General features: G+C 72.1%; 13 protein-coding genes and 1 pseudogene. 8 read left to right on the top strand and 6 right to left on the bottom strand.

Going from position 1 to position 14,376, the window contains the following annotated elements:
- Positions 1 to 58: 58 nt before the first annotated feature.
- Positions 59 to 1,222 carry a phosphoribosylformylglycinamidine cyclo-ligase gene (gene purM, locus OVA15_RS08545; RefSeq protein ID WP_268144347.1) on the top strand — a complete coding sequence of 388 codons (1,164 nt, stop codon included), beginning with the start codon at positions 59 to 61 and terminating at the stop codon, positions 1,220 to 1,222.
- Between the two features lie 144 nt (positions 1,223 to 1,366).
- On the opposite strand, the gene OVA15_RS08550 is transcribed toward purM, so the two are convergent.
- Together OVA15_RS08550 and clpB are read right to left on the bottom strand one after the other, a co-directional pair.
- Positions 1,367 to 1,582 (bottom strand): DUF3073 domain-containing protein, encoded by a 216-nt coding sequence (locus OVA15_RS08550; protein ID WP_024289822.1) that lies wholly within the window; start codon positions 1,580 to 1,582, stop codon positions 1,367 to 1,369.
- Between the two features lie 202 nt (positions 1,583 to 1,784).
- Complete coding sequence (gene clpB, locus OVA15_RS08555) at positions 1,785 to 4,385, bottom strand: ATP-dependent chaperone ClpB (protein WP_268144349.1); 2,601 nt, start codon at positions 4,383 to 4,385, stop codon at positions 1,785 to 1,787.
- Between the two features lie 181 nt (positions 4,386 to 4,566).
- Between clpB and OVA15_RS08560 the strand changes: the two genes are divergently transcribed.
- Together OVA15_RS08560 and OVA15_RS08565 are read left to right on the top strand one after the other, a co-directional pair.
- Positions 4,567 to 5,034, top strand: coding sequence for a hotdog fold domain-containing protein (locus OVA15_RS08560; RefSeq protein ID WP_024289820.1), 468 nt, complete (start codon positions 4,567 to 4,569; stop codon positions 5,032 to 5,034).
- Between the two features lie 93 nt (positions 5,035 to 5,127).
- Complete coding sequence (locus OVA15_RS08565) at positions 5,128 to 5,745, top strand: GNAT family N-acetyltransferase (protein ID WP_268144351.1); 618 nt, start codon at positions 5,128 to 5,130, stop codon at positions 5,743 to 5,745.
- Here OVA15_RS08565 and OVA15_RS08570 read toward each other — a convergent pair.
- Both OVA15_RS08570 and OVA15_RS08575 read right to left on the bottom strand, forming a co-directional pair.
- Complete coding sequence (locus OVA15_RS08570; protein ID WP_006213822.1) at positions 5,729 to 6,379, bottom strand: CDP-alcohol phosphatidyltransferase family protein; 651 nt, start codon at positions 6,377 to 6,379, stop codon at positions 5,729 to 5,731. The genes OVA15_RS08565 and OVA15_RS08570 overlap by 17 nt on opposite strands.
- A 40-nt stretch (positions 6,380 to 6,419) precedes the next feature.
- A complete protein-coding gene (locus OVA15_RS08575; protein ID WP_268144354.1) occupies positions 6,420 to 6,974 on the bottom strand; it encodes a hypothetical protein in 555 nt (184 codons plus the stop codon).
- Positions 6,975 to 7,119: 145 nt separating this feature from the next.
- Here OVA15_RS08575 and OVA15_RS08580 point away from each other — a divergent pair, with 145 nt between their 5' ends.
- From OVA15_RS08580 to OVA15_RS08595, 4 genes are all read left to right on the top strand, one after another.
- Positions 7,120 to 8,172, top strand: a complete 1,053-nt coding sequence (locus OVA15_RS08580; protein WP_053447893.1) for a cation diffusion facilitator family transporter — start codon at positions 7,120 to 7,122, stop codon at positions 8,170 to 8,172.
- Between the two features lie 91 nt (positions 8,173 to 8,263).
- Positions 8,264 to 9,136 carry a VanW family protein gene (locus OVA15_RS08585; protein WP_058870754.1) on the top strand — a complete coding sequence of 291 codons (873 nt, stop codon included), beginning with the start codon at positions 8,264 to 8,266 and terminating at the stop codon, positions 9,134 to 9,136.
- Positions 9,137 to 9,146: 10 nt separating this feature from the next.
- The gene (locus OVA15_RS08590) at positions 9,147 to 10,487 is read left to right on the top strand and encodes an HAD family hydrolase (RefSeq protein ID WP_268144358.1); all 1,341 of its coding nucleotides are present in this window, start codon (positions 9,147 to 9,149) and stop codon (positions 10,485 to 10,487) included.
- A gap of 1 nt (position 10,488) precedes the next feature.
- Positions 10,489 to 10,620, top strand: coding sequence for a hypothetical protein (locus OVA15_RS08595; RefSeq protein ID WP_268144360.1), 132 nt, complete (start codon positions 10,489 to 10,491; stop codon positions 10,618 to 10,620).
- Positions 10,621 to 10,791: 171 nt separating this feature from the next.
- Here OVA15_RS08595 and OVA15_RS08600 read toward each other — a convergent pair.
- Positions 10,792 to 12,526: pseudogene (locus OVA15_RS08600) on the bottom strand (DEAD/DEAH box helicase).
- 490 nt (positions 12,527 to 13,016) lie between these two features.
- Here OVA15_RS08600 and OVA15_RS08605 point away from each other — a divergent pair.
- Positions 13,017 to 13,418: a hypothetical protein gene (locus OVA15_RS08605; protein WP_006213830.1), complete on the top strand. Its 402-nt coding sequence runs from the start codon at positions 13,017 to 13,019 to the stop codon at positions 13,416 to 13,418.
- 121 nt (positions 13,419 to 13,539) lie between these two features.
- Here the strand turns inward: OVA15_RS08605 and OVA15_RS08610 are convergent, their stop codons facing one another.
- On the bottom strand, positions 13,540 to 14,376 hold the full coding sequence (locus OVA15_RS08610) for a D-hexose-6-phosphate mutarotase (RefSeq protein ID WP_268144362.1): 837 nt from the start codon (positions 14,374 to 14,376) through the stop codon (positions 13,540 to 13,542).

The following is a 14,376-nucleotide window of genomic DNA, read 5'->3' on the forward strand; positions in this document are numbered from 1 at the left end:
CGCGGCCGTCGGCCCCGCATCGCACACCTCACGACCACCACGCCACCCCAGGAGCATCGTGACCGATCAGAAGAGCACAGACGCGGCCCAGAGCATCACCTACTCCTCGGCCGGCGTCGACGTCGAGGCCGGTGACCGCGCGGTCGAGCTGATGCGCGCCGCCGTCAAGGACACCCACTCGCCCCAGGTCGTCGGCGGGTTCGGCGGCTTCGCCGGGCTGTGGGACGCCTCGGCGCTGACCGGCTACCGCAAGCCGTACCTGGCCTCGTCGACCGACGGCGTGGGCACCAAGGTCGCGATCGCCCAGGCCCTGGACATCCACGACACCATCGGCTGGGACCTGGTGGGCATGGTCGTCGACGACATCGTGGTGGTCGGCGCCGAGCCGCTGTTCATGACCGACTACATCGCCACGGGCAGGGTGGTGCCGGAGCGCATCGCCGATATCGTGCGCGGCATCGCCGCCGCCTGCTCCGCGGCCGGTGCCGCCCTGGTGGGCGGCGAGACCGCCGAGCACCCGGGCCTGCTGCGCCCGGACGAGTACGACGTCGCCGGCGCCACGACCGGCGTGGTCGAGGCCGACGAGCTGCTCGGACCGCACCGCGTGCGCTCGGGCGACGTCCTGATCGCCATGGGCTCCTCGGGCATCCACTCGAACGGCTACTCCCTGGTCCGCCGCGTCCTGGACGTGGCCGGCTGGTCGCTCGAGCGCGAGGTCGAGGAGTTCGGGCGCACCCTGGGCGAGGAGCTGCTCGAGCCCACCCGCGTCTACGCGGCCGACGTCCTGGATCTGGCCCGTTCCTTCCCCGTCAACGGCCCTGACGGCACGACCGGCTCGGGTGTGCGCGGGTTCACCCACGTGACCGGCGGAGGACTGGCCGCCAACCTGGCCCGCGTGCTGCCGCAGGGCACCGTGGCCGTAGTCGATCGTGGGACCTGGTCGGTTCCGCCGGTCTTCCAGCTGATCGGCGCGCTGGGCAGCGTCCCGCAGCCCGATCTGGAGCGCACGCTGAACCTGGGCGTGGGCATGATCGCGGTCGTCGATCCGTCCGCGGCCGACTCCGCCCTGGCCCGCCTGCACTCCCGCGGCATGGACGCCTGGATCATGGGCCAGGTCGAGGACCTGCCGGGGGACGGCCTGGGCGGAGGACCGGACTGGGTGCAGGGAGCCAAGGGCGTCGACGGCGGCGCAGTGCACCTGGTCGGCGACTACGCCGGCTGAGCGATCGAGCCCCGCGAGGAGTCGCTCACAGCCCACGGGGCGCCCGCCCCGAGATCAGCTGGCGCGCGAAGAGCCCCCCACCGAACGGTGGGGGGCTCTTCGCACGCCGTTCGCACCGGCTGACCCCTTCAGGAGAGGGGAGGCTCAGCGGCGACGATCGTCGTACTCGTAGCTGTCCTGATCCTCGGAGTGCGAGTCGACCGCGCTGTGCTGGTCGTCCTCGAACGCCGGGCGCCGACTCTCGGTCGGCCCCGACTGCCGCAGCTCGCGCTGCAGTGCGGTGAGGTCGGTGTCGGGGGTGAAGTACTTCATCTCCCGAGCCTGTCGCGTTGCCTTCGCCTTTTGACGGCCGCGCCCCATGAGCGTGACCCCCTCTGTCTCTCGGTTCCGGTCGGCAGCCAGTCGACACACAGTGCTGCCCCGGTGATGTGCGTATGAATCGTGGCCCCAGGGTACACGTTCGAACGCTCCTGGATCGACCCGGCCCCACCTGGCAGAGACCTGGCAGTCGCCCCTCCGCGGGAGGAAGGGGCGACCGCCGGGCGGCTGCGGCGTCTGACGATCAATCGCGCTCGGCGGTGACGACCAGCCCGTCGCTGTCTATGCTCGGATCGACATCCACGCGGACGGTGTCGCCGTCGACGATGTCGCCGGCGAGCAGACCGCGGGCCAGCCGATCGCCGATCTCCTGCTGCACCAGGCGGCGCAGCGGCCGGGCGCCGAATGCCGGGTCGAACCCGGCGAGCCCCAGCCACTCGCGGGCCGCCGGGGTCACCTCCAGGCGCAAGCGGCGCGGCTCGAGGCGACGCGCCAGCTCGCGCACCTGGATCTCGACGATGTGCGACAGGTCCTCGGTGCTCAGCGGATCGAACATGATCGTCGCGTCGAGCCGGTTCAGGAACTCCGGCTTGAACGAGGCATTGACCACGTTCATCACGGCCTCCCGCTTGGCGGTCTCGTCGAGCTCGGGATCCACCAGGAACTGGCTGCCCAGGTTCGAGGTCAGGATCAGGATCGTGTTGCGGAAGTCCACGGTCCGGCCCTGTCCGTCGGTCAGGCGGCCGTCGTCGAGCACCTGCAGGAGGATGTCGAAGACCTCGGGGTGGGCCTTCTCGACCTCGTCGAGCAGCACGACCGAATACGGCCGGCGCCGCACCGACTCGGTGAGCTGACCGCCCTCCTCGTAGCCCACGTATCCCGGAGGGGCCCCGACGAGACGGGCGACGGAATGCTTCTCCGAGTACTCCGACATGTCGATGCGCACCAGGGCGCGCTCGTCGTCGAACTGGAACTCGGCCAGCGCCTTGGCCAGCTCGGTCTTGCCCACGCCCGTGGGGCCGAGGAACAGGAAGGAACCGATCGGGCGGTCGGGGTCGGAGACGCCGGCGCGCGAGCGGCGCACGGCGTCGGCGACCGCCTTCACGGCCTTCTTCTGGCCGATCAGGCGCCGACCCAGGATGGACTCCATCTCGAGCAGCTTCTCTGCCTCGCCCTGCAGCATCTTCCCGGCGGGGATGCCCGTCCAGGCGGAGACCACCTCGGCGATGTCATCGGCGGTGACCTCCTCCGAGACCATGAGCTCGCGATCGGCAGCGGCGTCCTCCTGCTCCTGTGCGCGCTCCAGCTCTTTCTGCAGAGCCGGGATCTCGCCGTAGAGCAGGCGCGAGGCCTCCCCCAGATCGCCGCCGCGCTGGGCGCGCTCGGCCTGCGAGCGCAACTCATCGATCTGCGCCTTGAGATCGCCCACGCGGTTCAGCCCGGCCTTCTCCTGCTCCCACCGGGAGTTCAGGACATCCAGCTCGGCCTGCTTGTCCGCCTTGTCCTTGCGCAGTGCGGCCAGCCGCTCGACCGAAGCGGGGTCGGTCTCCCCTTCCAGGGCCAGCTCCTCCATGGTCAGGCGGTCCACCTGGCGGCGCAGCTGGTCGATCTCCTCCGGAGCGGAGTCGATCTCCATGCGCAGCCGGGAGGCAGCCTCATCGATCAGGTCGATGGCCTTGTCCGGAAGCTGGCGCTGCGGGATGTACCGGTTGGACAGGCTCGCAGCCGCCACCAGGGCGCTGTCGGCGATCTGGACCTTGTGATGCGCCTCGTAGCGCTCCTTGAGCCCGCGCAGGATCGCGACCGTGTCCTCCACCGACGGCTCCCCCACGAAGACCTGCTGGAAGCGGCGCTCCAGCGCGGCGTCCTTCTCGATGTTCTCGCGGTACTCGTCCAGCGTGGTGGCACCGATCAGGCGCAGCTCGCCGCGGGCGAGCATGGGCTTGAGCATGTTGCCCGCATCCATGGCGCCCTCGGAGCCGCCGCCGGCGCCCACGATGGTGTGGATCTCATCGATGAAGGTGACGATCTGCCCCTCGGAGGCCTTGATCTCATCCAGGACGGCCTTGAAACGCTCCTCGAACTCGCCGCGGTACTTGGCGCCGGCGATCATGGCACCGATGTCCAGGGCGATCAGGGTCTTGCCGCGCAGCGACTCGGGGACGTCCCCGGCCACCATGCGCTGAGCCAGACCCTCGACGACCGAGGTCTTGCCCACGCCGGGCTCGCCGATCAGCACGGGGTTGTTCTTGGTGCGCCGCGACAGCACCTGGATGACGCGGCGGATCTCGCCGTCGCGCCCGATCACCGGATCGAGCTTGCCCTCGCGGGCGATCGCGGTCAGGTCGGTGCCGTACTTCTCGAGCGCCTGGAAGGTCTGCTCGGGATCCGGCGAGGTCACGCGACGGTCACCGCGCACCTTGGGGATCGTCTCCCGGATGACCGCGGGCGAGGCGCCGGCCGAGGCCAGCAGCTCGGCCGCAGCGCCCTGGCCCTCGGCGATGCCGTAGAGCAGGTGCTCGGTCGAGACGTACTCGTCCCCGAGCTCGCGGGCGAAGGCCTCGGCCGCCTTGACCGCCTGCAGGGCGGCGCGGTTGAACTGGGCCTGGTTGGCAGTGTCGCCAGAGACCGACGGCAGCGCGCCGAGCTTGGCGGTGACCGCCGCGGCCAGTGCGGCGACGTCCGTGCCTGCGGCCTCCAGGATGGCGACGGCGACGCCGTCGCGCTGCTGGAGCAGCGCGTCCAGCAGGTGCAGGGGCTCGATCTGCGGGTGGCCTCCGGTCGAGGCCGCAGCGGCCGCCGCCGAGACGGCCTCCTGCGAGCGAGTGGTCAGCTGAGTGTCCACAGGTTCCTCCTTGTTCCGGCGCTGCCGCCCGCTGCACTCCTGCGGACCTCGACGCCTCTTGTGTTGTCTTGACTTGAGTCTACTCCACTCAAGTTTATTGCGCCATACACCATGGGCACGGGCTTGCGTCACCGGAGTGATGCTCGACACCTCTCCCCGCTATCTTCTCTACCATCGGGGCATGACCTCCACCTACCGGATGTACCAGCAGTTCGCCGCCCGCCCCCTGGGGAAGCGAGCGTTCTCCCTGGCCTACATGCTCAAGGCCCCCTACTTCGCCTCCGTGCGCCCGCAGGTCCTCGAGATGGCCCCGCACCGCGCCGTGGTGCAGATCCGCAAGCGGCGCGCGGTGCAGAACCACATCGGCACCGTCCACGCCCTGGCCGTCGGCAACGGACTCGAGGCGGCCATGGGCCTGCTGGCCGAAGCCACGCTGCCGGAGGGCACGCGCTGGATCCCCAAGGGCATTCGGCTCGACTACGTGGCCAAGGTCCCCGGCGACGTCCGATGCCTGGCCGAGACCGACCCGGCGGACTGGGAGCAGCCCCTCCCCTGCGAGGTGCCCGTGCGCGTGACGGCCCACCTGCGCGACGGCACCGAGGTGGTGCGCGGCGTCATCCCCCTGTGGCTCTCGGAGGCCAGGCGCTGAATGCCCTGCAGGGCCGCCGCCGGACTGGATAGTGTGGCCCCGCTGCCCCGACGCGCTCCGTAGCGGCGCAGTCCCGACCCGAAAGGCTCCGCGATGACCACCTCCGAGACCGCGATCCGCGTCCGCCCGGCAAGCGCCGAGGACCTCGAGACGATCGCCGGAGTGATGGCACTGGCCTTCACCGACGATCCGTGGGCCCGCGCCCATGCGGCGCCGGGCGAGGACCTCACCAAGCGGCTCGAGGCCCACTACCGCCTGCTGCTCGAGCAGGTCTGGCTGCCCCATGCCGCGGTGGACGTCGCGGAGCTGCACGGCGATCAGGGTCCACAGATCCTGGGTGCGGCCGTCTGGGACCGCCCCGAGTCGAAGGCCCACGAGGACCCGGCGGCCCGGGAGGCCGAGCGCAGCGCTGGCGAGATCCTGGGGACGGACCCGCAGAAGCAGCAGCAGGACAGCCGCACCTACGACCGCCTGCACCCCCAGGAGCCGCACTGGCGCCTGTCCTACCTCACGGTGGCTCCGGCCGCGCAGGGCCGTCGCGTGGGCTCGACCCTGCTGGAGCACGGCCTGGCCCGCGCCGAGGGCCTGCCCGTGGGCCTCGAGTCGACCACCCCGGGCAGCCGTCGGCTCTACGAGCGCAGCGGCTTCGAGCTCGTGGCGCTGATCACCGACTCCGCCGGGGTGGAGCAGGCGGTCATGCGCCGCGGCTGATCCGCAGGGCGGTGCGTGCGTAGCCGATCCCGTTGAGCACGTGCAGCACGGCGCCGACCTGCACGCACACCGAGCCCAGGGCGGTGAGCCAGGACCAGTCGAAGGCCGGCCCTGCCAGCACCCCGACCACGCCCAGCATGGTCAGGGCCGTGCGCAGCTTGCCCGCCCAGGTGACCGCCATGCCCTCGCGCAGGCGCAGCCGGACCAGCATGACCAGAAGCGCCACATCGACCGCGGCGATCACCAGGATCGCCCACAGCGGCAGCATGCCCTCGACCGTCAGCGCGATGATCACCAGGCCCAGGCCGATCCGGTCGGCGATCGGATCCAGCTTGGCGCCGAACTCGCTGAACTGGTCCAGCAGTCGCGCCAGGAAGCCGTCGACCCAGTCGGTCAGCGAGAAGATCGCCACCAGCACCAGCGGCATCCAGGGCCGCTCCTGGATCTGCAGGATCGCGATGACCGCCGGGATGATCAGCAGGAAGCGCAGCGCGGTGAAGGCATTGGGGACCGTGACCACGCCGCTGTCCGCGTGCGACGACGACTGCGCGGCACGCCCCTGTCCCGCGGGCTCATCGCCTCGCAGGGACGGCGGCAGGAGTCCGTCGCGCAGAGCGGTCAGGGCCTTGTTCATGGTGCGGATCCGTTGTTCGGCGGGAGGGGTGCAGGCGCGGTCACCGGAAGGAGTCGAGCCACTGCTCGCGCAGGCGGTCCTCGTCCTCGGGCTCAGGGATGAGGGGCACGCCGCGGCTCAGCAGGCGGGTGCGGCGGACGTCGAGGGCCGCGGCCAGCAGGCTCGCGGCGGCCGCCGCGAACATCAGCACGCCCACGGTGTTGGCGAAGCCCGAGCTCAGCCCGGCGGTGGCACCGGGGAAGACCACCAGGAAGATCGAGGCGGGCTCGCCGCGGACCAGGTCCGGCAGCAGCGCCCCCAGCGCCACGGCCAGGGCCCAGGCGACGACCATGAGCCAGCAGGTCAGGGGCCGGGCACGGCGCTGGAGGTAGCGGCGGGCATCGGCGAGCACCATGCCCGCGGCGATCCACAGCAGGAGCGCCAGCGGGGCGCCCAGGGCCCCGAGCCAGATCGGCCAGCGCTGCCCGGGCCCGCCGACGGGTGCGGAGGACAACGCGAGCCAGGCGGCCAGCAGCAGGGGCATCACCGGAGCCAGCAGGGGCACCGTCCGGGCGACGGCTCCGCGGCGTCGGGGGTCATCCAGCGGGGCGCTCATGGCTCCATCCTAGAAGCGCTCTCCGACGCTCCCGCCCAGCGCTCACGGGGCCGGGCACCGCACCGGCGGCAGTGGAGCTGCCGGCGGCGTGATAATTTCCGGAAGGGTCGGCGTCGACGAGGCCCCGTGCTGCAGGAGGTGCGCCATGGCTGATCGCCCCACGATCCCCCGCCCCCACGACCATGCCTGCGCGCAGACCCGCAGCGCCCATGCCGTCCCCGACGGCGCCGCCGCAGAGGCCTCCGGCCACAGTCACGGCCATGCGCACGGAGGCGGGCACTCCCACGACCATGCAGCGGGTGCGGGCCGTCGCCGCCTGGCCATCGCCTTCGCCATCACGTCGAGCATCCTGATTGCCGAGGTCATCGGGGCGGTGATCACCGGCTCCCTGGCCCTGCTCGTGGATGCCGCCCACATGCTCGTCGACGCCGGCGGTCTGCTGCTGGCCCTGCTCGCCGCCTCGCTGGCGGCCAGGCCGAGCTCCTCGCACCGGACGTGGGGCTGGCTGCGCGCCGAGATCCTGGCCGCGGGCATGCAGGCCGCCGTCCTGCTCGTGGTCGGCCTCTACGCGATCGTCGAGGGCGTCCGGCGGCTGCTGGATCCCCCGCCGGCCGCGGACACGGACGTGGTGCTGCTCGCCGTGATCGGCGCCGTGGGCCTGGCTGCCAATATCGCCTCGCTGCTGGTTCTGGCGGGCGGGCGCGGGGATTCGATGAACATGCGCGCCGCCTTCCTGGAGGTGCTCAACGACGCCCTGGGCTCCGTCGCCGTGATCGCGGCGGCCGCCGTCATCCACTTCACCGGCTGGACCGGCGCCGATGCCCTGGCCGGCCTGCTGATCTCGCTGCTGATCCTGCCCCGGGCGCTCATGCTGCTGCGCGAGTCCGGCTCCGTGCTGCTCGAATCCGCCCCCCGCGGTCTGGATGTGACCGAGGTCCGCGAGCACCTGGAGACCGTCCCGCACGTGGCGGCGATCCACGATCTGCACGCCTCCGTGGTGGCCACCGGGGTGCCCGTGCTCACCGCGCACGTGGTGGTGGACGACGACTGCTTCCACGACGGCTCCCTGCCCGCCGTCCTGGACGCGCTGCAGCTGTGCACGGTGGAGCACTTCCCCGTGGCCGTGGAGCACACCACCTTCCAGCTCGAGCCCGCATCGCACCGCCGCCACGAGGCTCTGGGCCCCGCCCACGACTGAGGCTGCGCCGCCCCTCGGCGTCACTTGTTCCCCTCTGCAAACCGGAGGGCTACCCTGGATGGCGTGCCCCCGACGCCGAAGGAGGCAGATCATGGCACGCCGTCTCTTCTCCGAGCTCTCGCCGACGACCTATCAGATCGCCCTCGCCCGCCGCCGGATGCAGCGCAGGATCGCCGACGGCCTGCGGCGCAGCAGCTTCGCGCGGCAGGCGTCGCAGGAGTCGCTGCCGGTCAAGGTCTACACCCACAACTCGCTGATCCGCCGCCGTCTGGGCAATGCGCAGCCCGAGCTGCAGGAGGGGAAGGCCGTCTCGCTCGGCCTGGCCGCCCCGCACGTGGACGGGATCCTGATCCGCCCCGGAGAGACGTTCTCCTTCTGGCGGCTGGTGGGCGAGCCCAGCTCCAGGCGAGGGTTCCAGCCCGGCGTGGTGATCTTCGACGACCGCGCGGAGACCGGGGTGGGAGGCGGGCTGTGCCAGTTCACCAACCTCCTGCACTGGATGGCGCTGCATTCGCCGCTGAGCATTGTGGAGCACCACCACCACTCCGGCCTGGATCTCTTCCCCGACTTCAAGCGGCAGATCCCGTTCGGCACCGGCACCTCCATCGTGTGGAACTTCCTGGACTACCGCCTGCGCAACGACACCGGCATCACCTTCCAGTTCCGGGTCCGCACGGATGACGAGCACCTGCGCGGCGAGCTGCGCGCCGATGCTCCCCTGGACCAGAAGTTCCATGTCCGCGAGGAGGACGGGTGGTTCTACGAGGCGCTGGACCCGCAGACCGGGAAGCTGCAGGTGCGCCGGCACAACATCGTCAGCCGGAGCACCAGGGACAAGCGCACGGGCAACATCGTGGCGAGCGAGACGCTGCTCGAGAACGACGCCCTGGTGGTCTACGACCGCGACCGGATCACCGAGCCCATCCGCCCGCTGTCGGAATCCGAGTCCGCCCAGCGCCGATAGGCTGGTGCGCATGTCCTCTCGCACCTTCCCCCAGGCCGTCCTGTTCGACCACGACGGCACCCTGATGGACACCGAGCCCCTCTGGGACCTGGCCAAGCGGCGGCTGGCCGCTGAGCACGGCGGCACGTGGACCGCCCAGGACACCGACGACGTCATGGGCCGGTCGATCGGGCTGACGCTGCAGCGGCTGCGCGAGCGCGGCGTGGAGCTCGAGGACCGGGCCATGGGCGAGCGCCTGGTGCTGCTGTCCCGCGAGCTGCTGCGCGAGCAGGACCCAGAGCTCATCCCGGGTGTCGAGTCGCTGCTCGAGGAGGTGGCCGCTGCCGGCATCCCGGCCGGGATCGTCACGAACGCCACCACCGAGATCGCCGAGCACACGGCCGCCAAGGGCCCCGAGAACATGTTCGACGTCATCATCGGCGACCGCGAGCTCGCCCAGGGCATCGCCGCCAAGCCGTCCCCGGAGGGCTACCAGGAGGCCGCTCGCCGCCTGCGGGTGGACCCGGCGCAGTGCATCGCGATCGAGGACTCCCCCTCCGGCGTGGAGGCCGCCCAGGCCGCGGGCATGACCGTGGTCGTCGTCCCTGGGGCCCTGCCCGTGGACCCGCAGCGGGGAACCGTCCATCTGACCGATCACCGCCAGCTCTCCCTGGCCCTGCTCGAGTGGCTGGATCCCCAGCACCGCTCGTGGCCCAAGGCCGTCCTGCTCGATCACGACGGCACCCTGGTGGACACGGAGCCCGAGTGGGCCATCGCCAAGCGCACCGTGGCCCGCTCGTTCGGCCAGGAGTGGACCGAGGAGGACGACATGGCCACCCTGGGCCGCACCGTCCAGGAGTCGGCGCAGCTGATGCTCGATCGCGGAGCGCAGGGAGAGCTGCAGGAGGTCACCGACCGCATCGGCGCCGAGGTGGCGGCGGCGACCGCCGAGCACGTCCCCTTCCTGCCCGCACGCCCGCAGCTGCTCGACGAGCTCGCCGAGGCCGCGATCCCCGCCGCGATCGTGACCAATGCGCTGGCCGCGGTCATCGCGGGCACCGCGGCGGCAGCCCCGCACGCGATCCGCGCGGCGGTCTCGCGCGAGGACGTGGAGCACGCCAAGCCGCACCCGGAGCCCTATTCGACGGCCGCCGAGCGGCTCACGACGGCCCCCCGAGGACTGCATCGCCGTGGAGGACTCGATCGCCGGCGCCCAGTCGGCCACTGCCGCCGGCATGCCGGTGGTGATCGTCCCCGGCGAGCGAGAGGTCCCCACCGAGCCCGGCTTCGTGCCCGTGGCCCGGCACGAGGACGTGACCCTCGAGCTGCTGCGCTCGATCGGCCCGCTGGTGCCCGAGCTGCCCCGCTGTGACATGACGGCAGATCTGCAGGGGGATCCGTCCGAGGCCTCCGCTGGGGCAGATGCCGCCGATCGCTCCCGCGCCGAGCTCGAGCGGGCCACCCGACGCCCCGCCAGCCAGGTGCTGCGCCTGAACCGCGGCTGATCCCCGAGCCTGCGGGCACGGCAGAAGCCCGGGACCTCCTCACGGAGATCCCGGGCTTCCGGCCTATCCGGGTCCGGTCGTCCTGGGAGGACGGGGCCCGGAGGCTCAAGGTGGGACCGGGCAGGCTCGGCCGCATCGGCCGAGCCTGCCCGGCGCCTCACGGCGAGGGACTCAGCCGCGCGGCGAGCCGCCGGCGCGGCGGTCACGACGACGAGCCGCTGCCTGCGTGGCGCGATCGGCCACCGCGTCCGCGGTGCCGTGCAGCGCCACAGCGCTTGCCGGGGCGTCCGTGCGAGCAGCGGTGCTGCGAGCGCCGCCGCTGCGTCCGCGGCCCGAGCCGGCGGGACGACCGCCGCCGGAGCGGCCGCCGCCCTGGACCGGACGGCCTCCGCGGCCTCCGTCGCGCCGGCCCTGGGCCTGGCCCTGCTCGGCGCCGCGTCCACCGCGACCGCCCGAGCGGGACTGGCCGCGCTCACCGGCGCGGCCCTCGGAGCGCCCGCCCCGCTGGCCGCCCTGGGCCTCGGGCCGTGCGCCGCGGCCGCCGCGCGAGCGGCCGCCCTCGGCGCGGGACTCGCCGCGGGCGTCGTCCCCGCCGCGGCCGCCGCGGCCCGGAGCCCTGACGACCGCCCTGGCGCTGGGCGGGACGGCCCTCGCCGCCGCGGCCGCCGGAGCGCCGCGCACCCCGGCCGCCGGAGGGCTGCTGCTGGGCCGGAGCCACGTACTCCACGCGCTCTGCGCGCTCGCCCACGAGATCGGCGACGACCGGCGAGCCGATCGAGACCTCGGAGAACTCGGCGGTCACGCCGGCCTGCTTCATGAGCTTCTCGACGTCGCGGCGCTCCTCGCGCGTGGCGATCGTGATGACCTGGCCCTGGGCGCCGGCGCGGGCCGTGCGACCGGAGCGGTGCAGGTAGGACTTGTGCTCGGCCGGCGGATCGATGTGCACGACCAGCTCGACGTCATCCACGTGCACGCCGCGGGCGGCCACGTCGGTGGCCACGAGCACGCGGACATCGCCCTGGGAGAAGCTCGCCAGGTTCCGGTCGCGCGCGTTCTGCGAGAGGTTGCCCTGCAGGTCCACCGCCGGAATGCCCTGCTGCGAGAGCTTCTTGGCCAGCTTCTTGGCGCGGTGCTTGGTGCGCGTGAACATCACGCGCCGACCCGTGCCGGAGGCCAGGGTCTCGATCAGCGCCTGCTTCTCATCGGCATCGACCACGAGCACGTGGTGCTCCATGGTCGAGACCGCGGCCTTGGGCGCATCCACCGAGTGGGTGACGGGGTCGTGCAGGAACTTCTTGACCAGCACGTCCACGCCGCCGTCGAGCGTGGCCGAGAACAGCAGGCGCTGGCCGTCGTCCGGGGTCTGCTTGAGGATGCGGGTGACCACGGGCAGGAAACCCATGTCGGCCATGTGATCGGCCTCGTCGATCACGGTCACGCGGATGTCGTCGAGGGTCAGGACCCCCTGCTTGAGCAGGTCCTCGAGGCGGCCCGGGCAGGCCACGACGATATCGGCGCCGCGGGAGAGCGCGCGCTCCTGGTGGACCTGCGAGACGCCGCCGAAGATCACGGTGGTCGACAGCCCGGCCTCCTCGGCCAGTGGAGCGATCGCCCGATCGATCTGGGTGGCGAGCTCGCGAGTGGGGGCCAGCACCAGGCCGGTGGGCCGGTTGGCCCTGCGCGGCGCGCGGCTGGTTCCCTGGGCCAGGCCTGCCAGGCGGGTCACCAGGGGAAGGGCGAAGGCGATGGTCTTGCCGGAGCCGGTGCGGCCTCGGCCGAGCACATCGCGCCCGGACAGCGAGTCCGGGAGGGTCTTGGTCTGGATGGGGAAGGGCTGGTCGATCCCGTGCTGGGAGAGGACACGAGCCAGTGCCTCGGGCACGCCGAGGTCGATGAAGGACGTCAAGGGAAGAGCACTTTCGATCGGATGTCCCGGCGCCGGTATCGGCCGGCCGGGGTGCGCCGATCTCACGATCCGCGTGGAGGCGACGTACCGGACTCGCGCAGTGACGTCCGGGGCTTCCGAGCTCCCGGTCCGCTGCAGGCGTAGACCCGAGGTCTGCCCTCGAGGGTCCGTCTGCGTCCTGCGCCGTCCGCGTGCCCGCGGGGTGTTCGACGCGCTGCCTGCCCATCTCGCTTCAGATCTCACGTCCCGGGCCGATGAACGGCCGTCGGGTCCGGTGCGCGGCGGGCAGTGCCATGTGCAACTCATCGACCCTACATGAATAGGCCCCTGACCGCCGTGAGGCGCAGCACGAGCCCGGCCCTCGCTCAGCGGGGCCGGCGCCCCGACGCGCACCTGCCCACCCCGGGAGGCCCTGCTAACATCGTGACGGATCACCCATCGGCTCCTCGCGGCACGCGGGAGCCGACACCCCCGACCTGAAGGAGCACGAATGCGCCTCTCCAATGCCATCCTCCGCGGCGTCTCCGGCGCCTACCTCATCCAGTCCGGGCTGGGGAAGAAGGACCTCCCCGCGGAGGCCTACGGCCACCTCAAGGGCATGGCCGCCAGCGGCATCCCGCAGTTCGGCGAGTGGGACGACAAGACCTTCGGGCAGTTCCTGTGGCTGTCCGAGGTCGGCATCGGCGCAGCGCTGGTCACCCCGTTCGTGAACAAGCGCCTGGCCGGCGCCGCTCTGCTCGCGTTCTCCGCCGGCATGCTGAGCATGTACTTCCGCAACGACGAGCTCACCCAGGCGGACGGCATCCGCCCCTCCCAGGAGGGCACGCCGCTGTCCAAGGACGTCTGGCTCGCCGCGATCGGCGCCAGCCTGATCGCTCAGGGCAAGAAGTGAGCTGAGCGCTCCGCTTCCGCCCGGGCGCAGCCGCTGACAGCTGCCGCCCCGAGAACATGCGAACGCCCCCACCGTGACGGTGGGGGCGTTCGCATGTCCGGGCAGCAGGCTCTCGATGGATTCAGTCGGTCCCGACGTCGATCCGATAGCCGAGCTCGTGGACCTCGCCGGGTGCGACCCGCACGGCGTGCTCGAGCGCATTGGCGCCCTCGAGACACAGCATGGCCGGCCACTCCTCATCGCCGAAGTCGGACATGGCCGCGGCCTTCTCGCTCCACGGATTCCACACGACGGTGTCCGCAGCTCCGCGCATGGTGATGCGCAGGCGCCGGCCCAGCACAGGATCCTCGACCGTCACGGGCCCGCCCGAGAGGTACACGCGGTCCGTCTCCCCCGTCAGCCGCAGCGACCGGCCGGCGGCGGGCACGAGCGCATTGTCCTGCGTCTTGTCGATGAACTCGGCGTCCTCGAGGCCGCGCACCTCGACCTCCCGGACGTCGCCGACGGCCAGGTAGGTGTGCAGCGCCTCCTCGATCTCGAAGGCCTCCTCCCCCGTGTTCTCCACGCTGAGCACGACCTCCAGCGACGCCCCGGCACGCACGGAGAGCCGAGCGCGGAACGCGTGCGGGAAGGACTCCCGGTGCTCCTGCGACAGCGCGGCGTCGGTGAGCTCGAAGACCGCCGCATCCTGCTCGGTGCTCACCCGCGCCCAGTCCACGATGCGCGCGAATCCGTGCGCCGGCTTCCGGTCCCCGCTGCGGCCGGGGCCGAACCACGGGAAGCACACGGGGATCCCGCCGCGGATGGACGTGCCCACCTGGAATCCGGAGCGCCGGGACACGAACAGGACCGGGTCGTGGCCGAACGGGGTCCAGGAGGCGACGTGGGCGCCCTGGTCGTAGACGGTGGCGATCCCGGCGTCGCCGCTCAGGGCCAGAGGGTGGTTGAGTTCGCTCAT

The organism is Kocuria sp. SL71, assembly GCF_026672465.1.
In the GTDB taxonomy this organism is placed as follows: domain Bacteria; phylum Actinomycetota; class Actinomycetes; order Actinomycetales; family Micrococcaceae; genus Kocuria; species Kocuria palustris.

Bases quoted from the DNA above. Each gene is read 5' to 3' on its own strand.
- OVA15_RS08550 (WP_024289822.1), bottom strand. From the start codon at position 1,582: ATGGGGCGCGGCCGTCAAAAGGCGAAGGCAACGCGACAGGCTCGGGAG.
- OVA15_RS08560 (WP_024289820.1), top strand. From the start codon at position 4,567: ATGACCTCCACCTACCGGATGTACCAGCAGTTCGCCGCCCGCCCCCTG.
- OVA15_RS08565 (WP_268144351.1), top strand. From the start codon at position 5,128: ATGACCACCTCCGAGACCGCGATCCGCGTCCGCCCGGCAAGCGCCGAG.
- OVA15_RS08570 (WP_006213822.1), bottom strand. From the start codon at position 6,379: ATGAACAAGGCCCTGACCGCTCTGCGCGACGGACTCCTGCCGCCGTCC.
- OVA15_RS08575 (WP_268144354.1), bottom strand. From the start codon at position 6,974: ATGAGCGCCCCGCTGGATGACCCCCGACGCCGCGGAGCCGTCGCCCGG.
- OVA15_RS08580 (WP_053447893.1), top strand. From the start codon at position 7,120: ATGGCTGATCGCCCCACGATCCCCCGCCCCCACGACCATGCCTGCGCG.
- OVA15_RS08585 (WP_058870754.1), top strand. From the start codon at position 8,264: ATGGCACGCCGTCTCTTCTCCGAGCTCTCGCCGACGACCTATCAGATC.
- OVA15_RS08590 (WP_268144358.1), top strand. From the start codon at position 9,147: ATGTCCTCTCGCACCTTCCCCCAGGCCGTCCTGTTCGACCACGACGGC.
- OVA15_RS08595 (WP_268144360.1), top strand. From the start codon at position 10,489: ATGACGGCAGATCTGCAGGGGGATCCGTCCGAGGCCTCCGCTGGGGCA.
- OVA15_RS08605 (WP_006213830.1), top strand. From the start codon at position 13,017: ATGCGCCTCTCCAATGCCATCCTCCGCGGCGTCTCCGGCGCCTACCTC.
- OVA15_RS08610 (WP_268144362.1), bottom strand. From the start codon at position 14,376: ATGAGCGAACTCAACCACCCTCTGGCCCTGAGCGGCGACGCCGGGATC.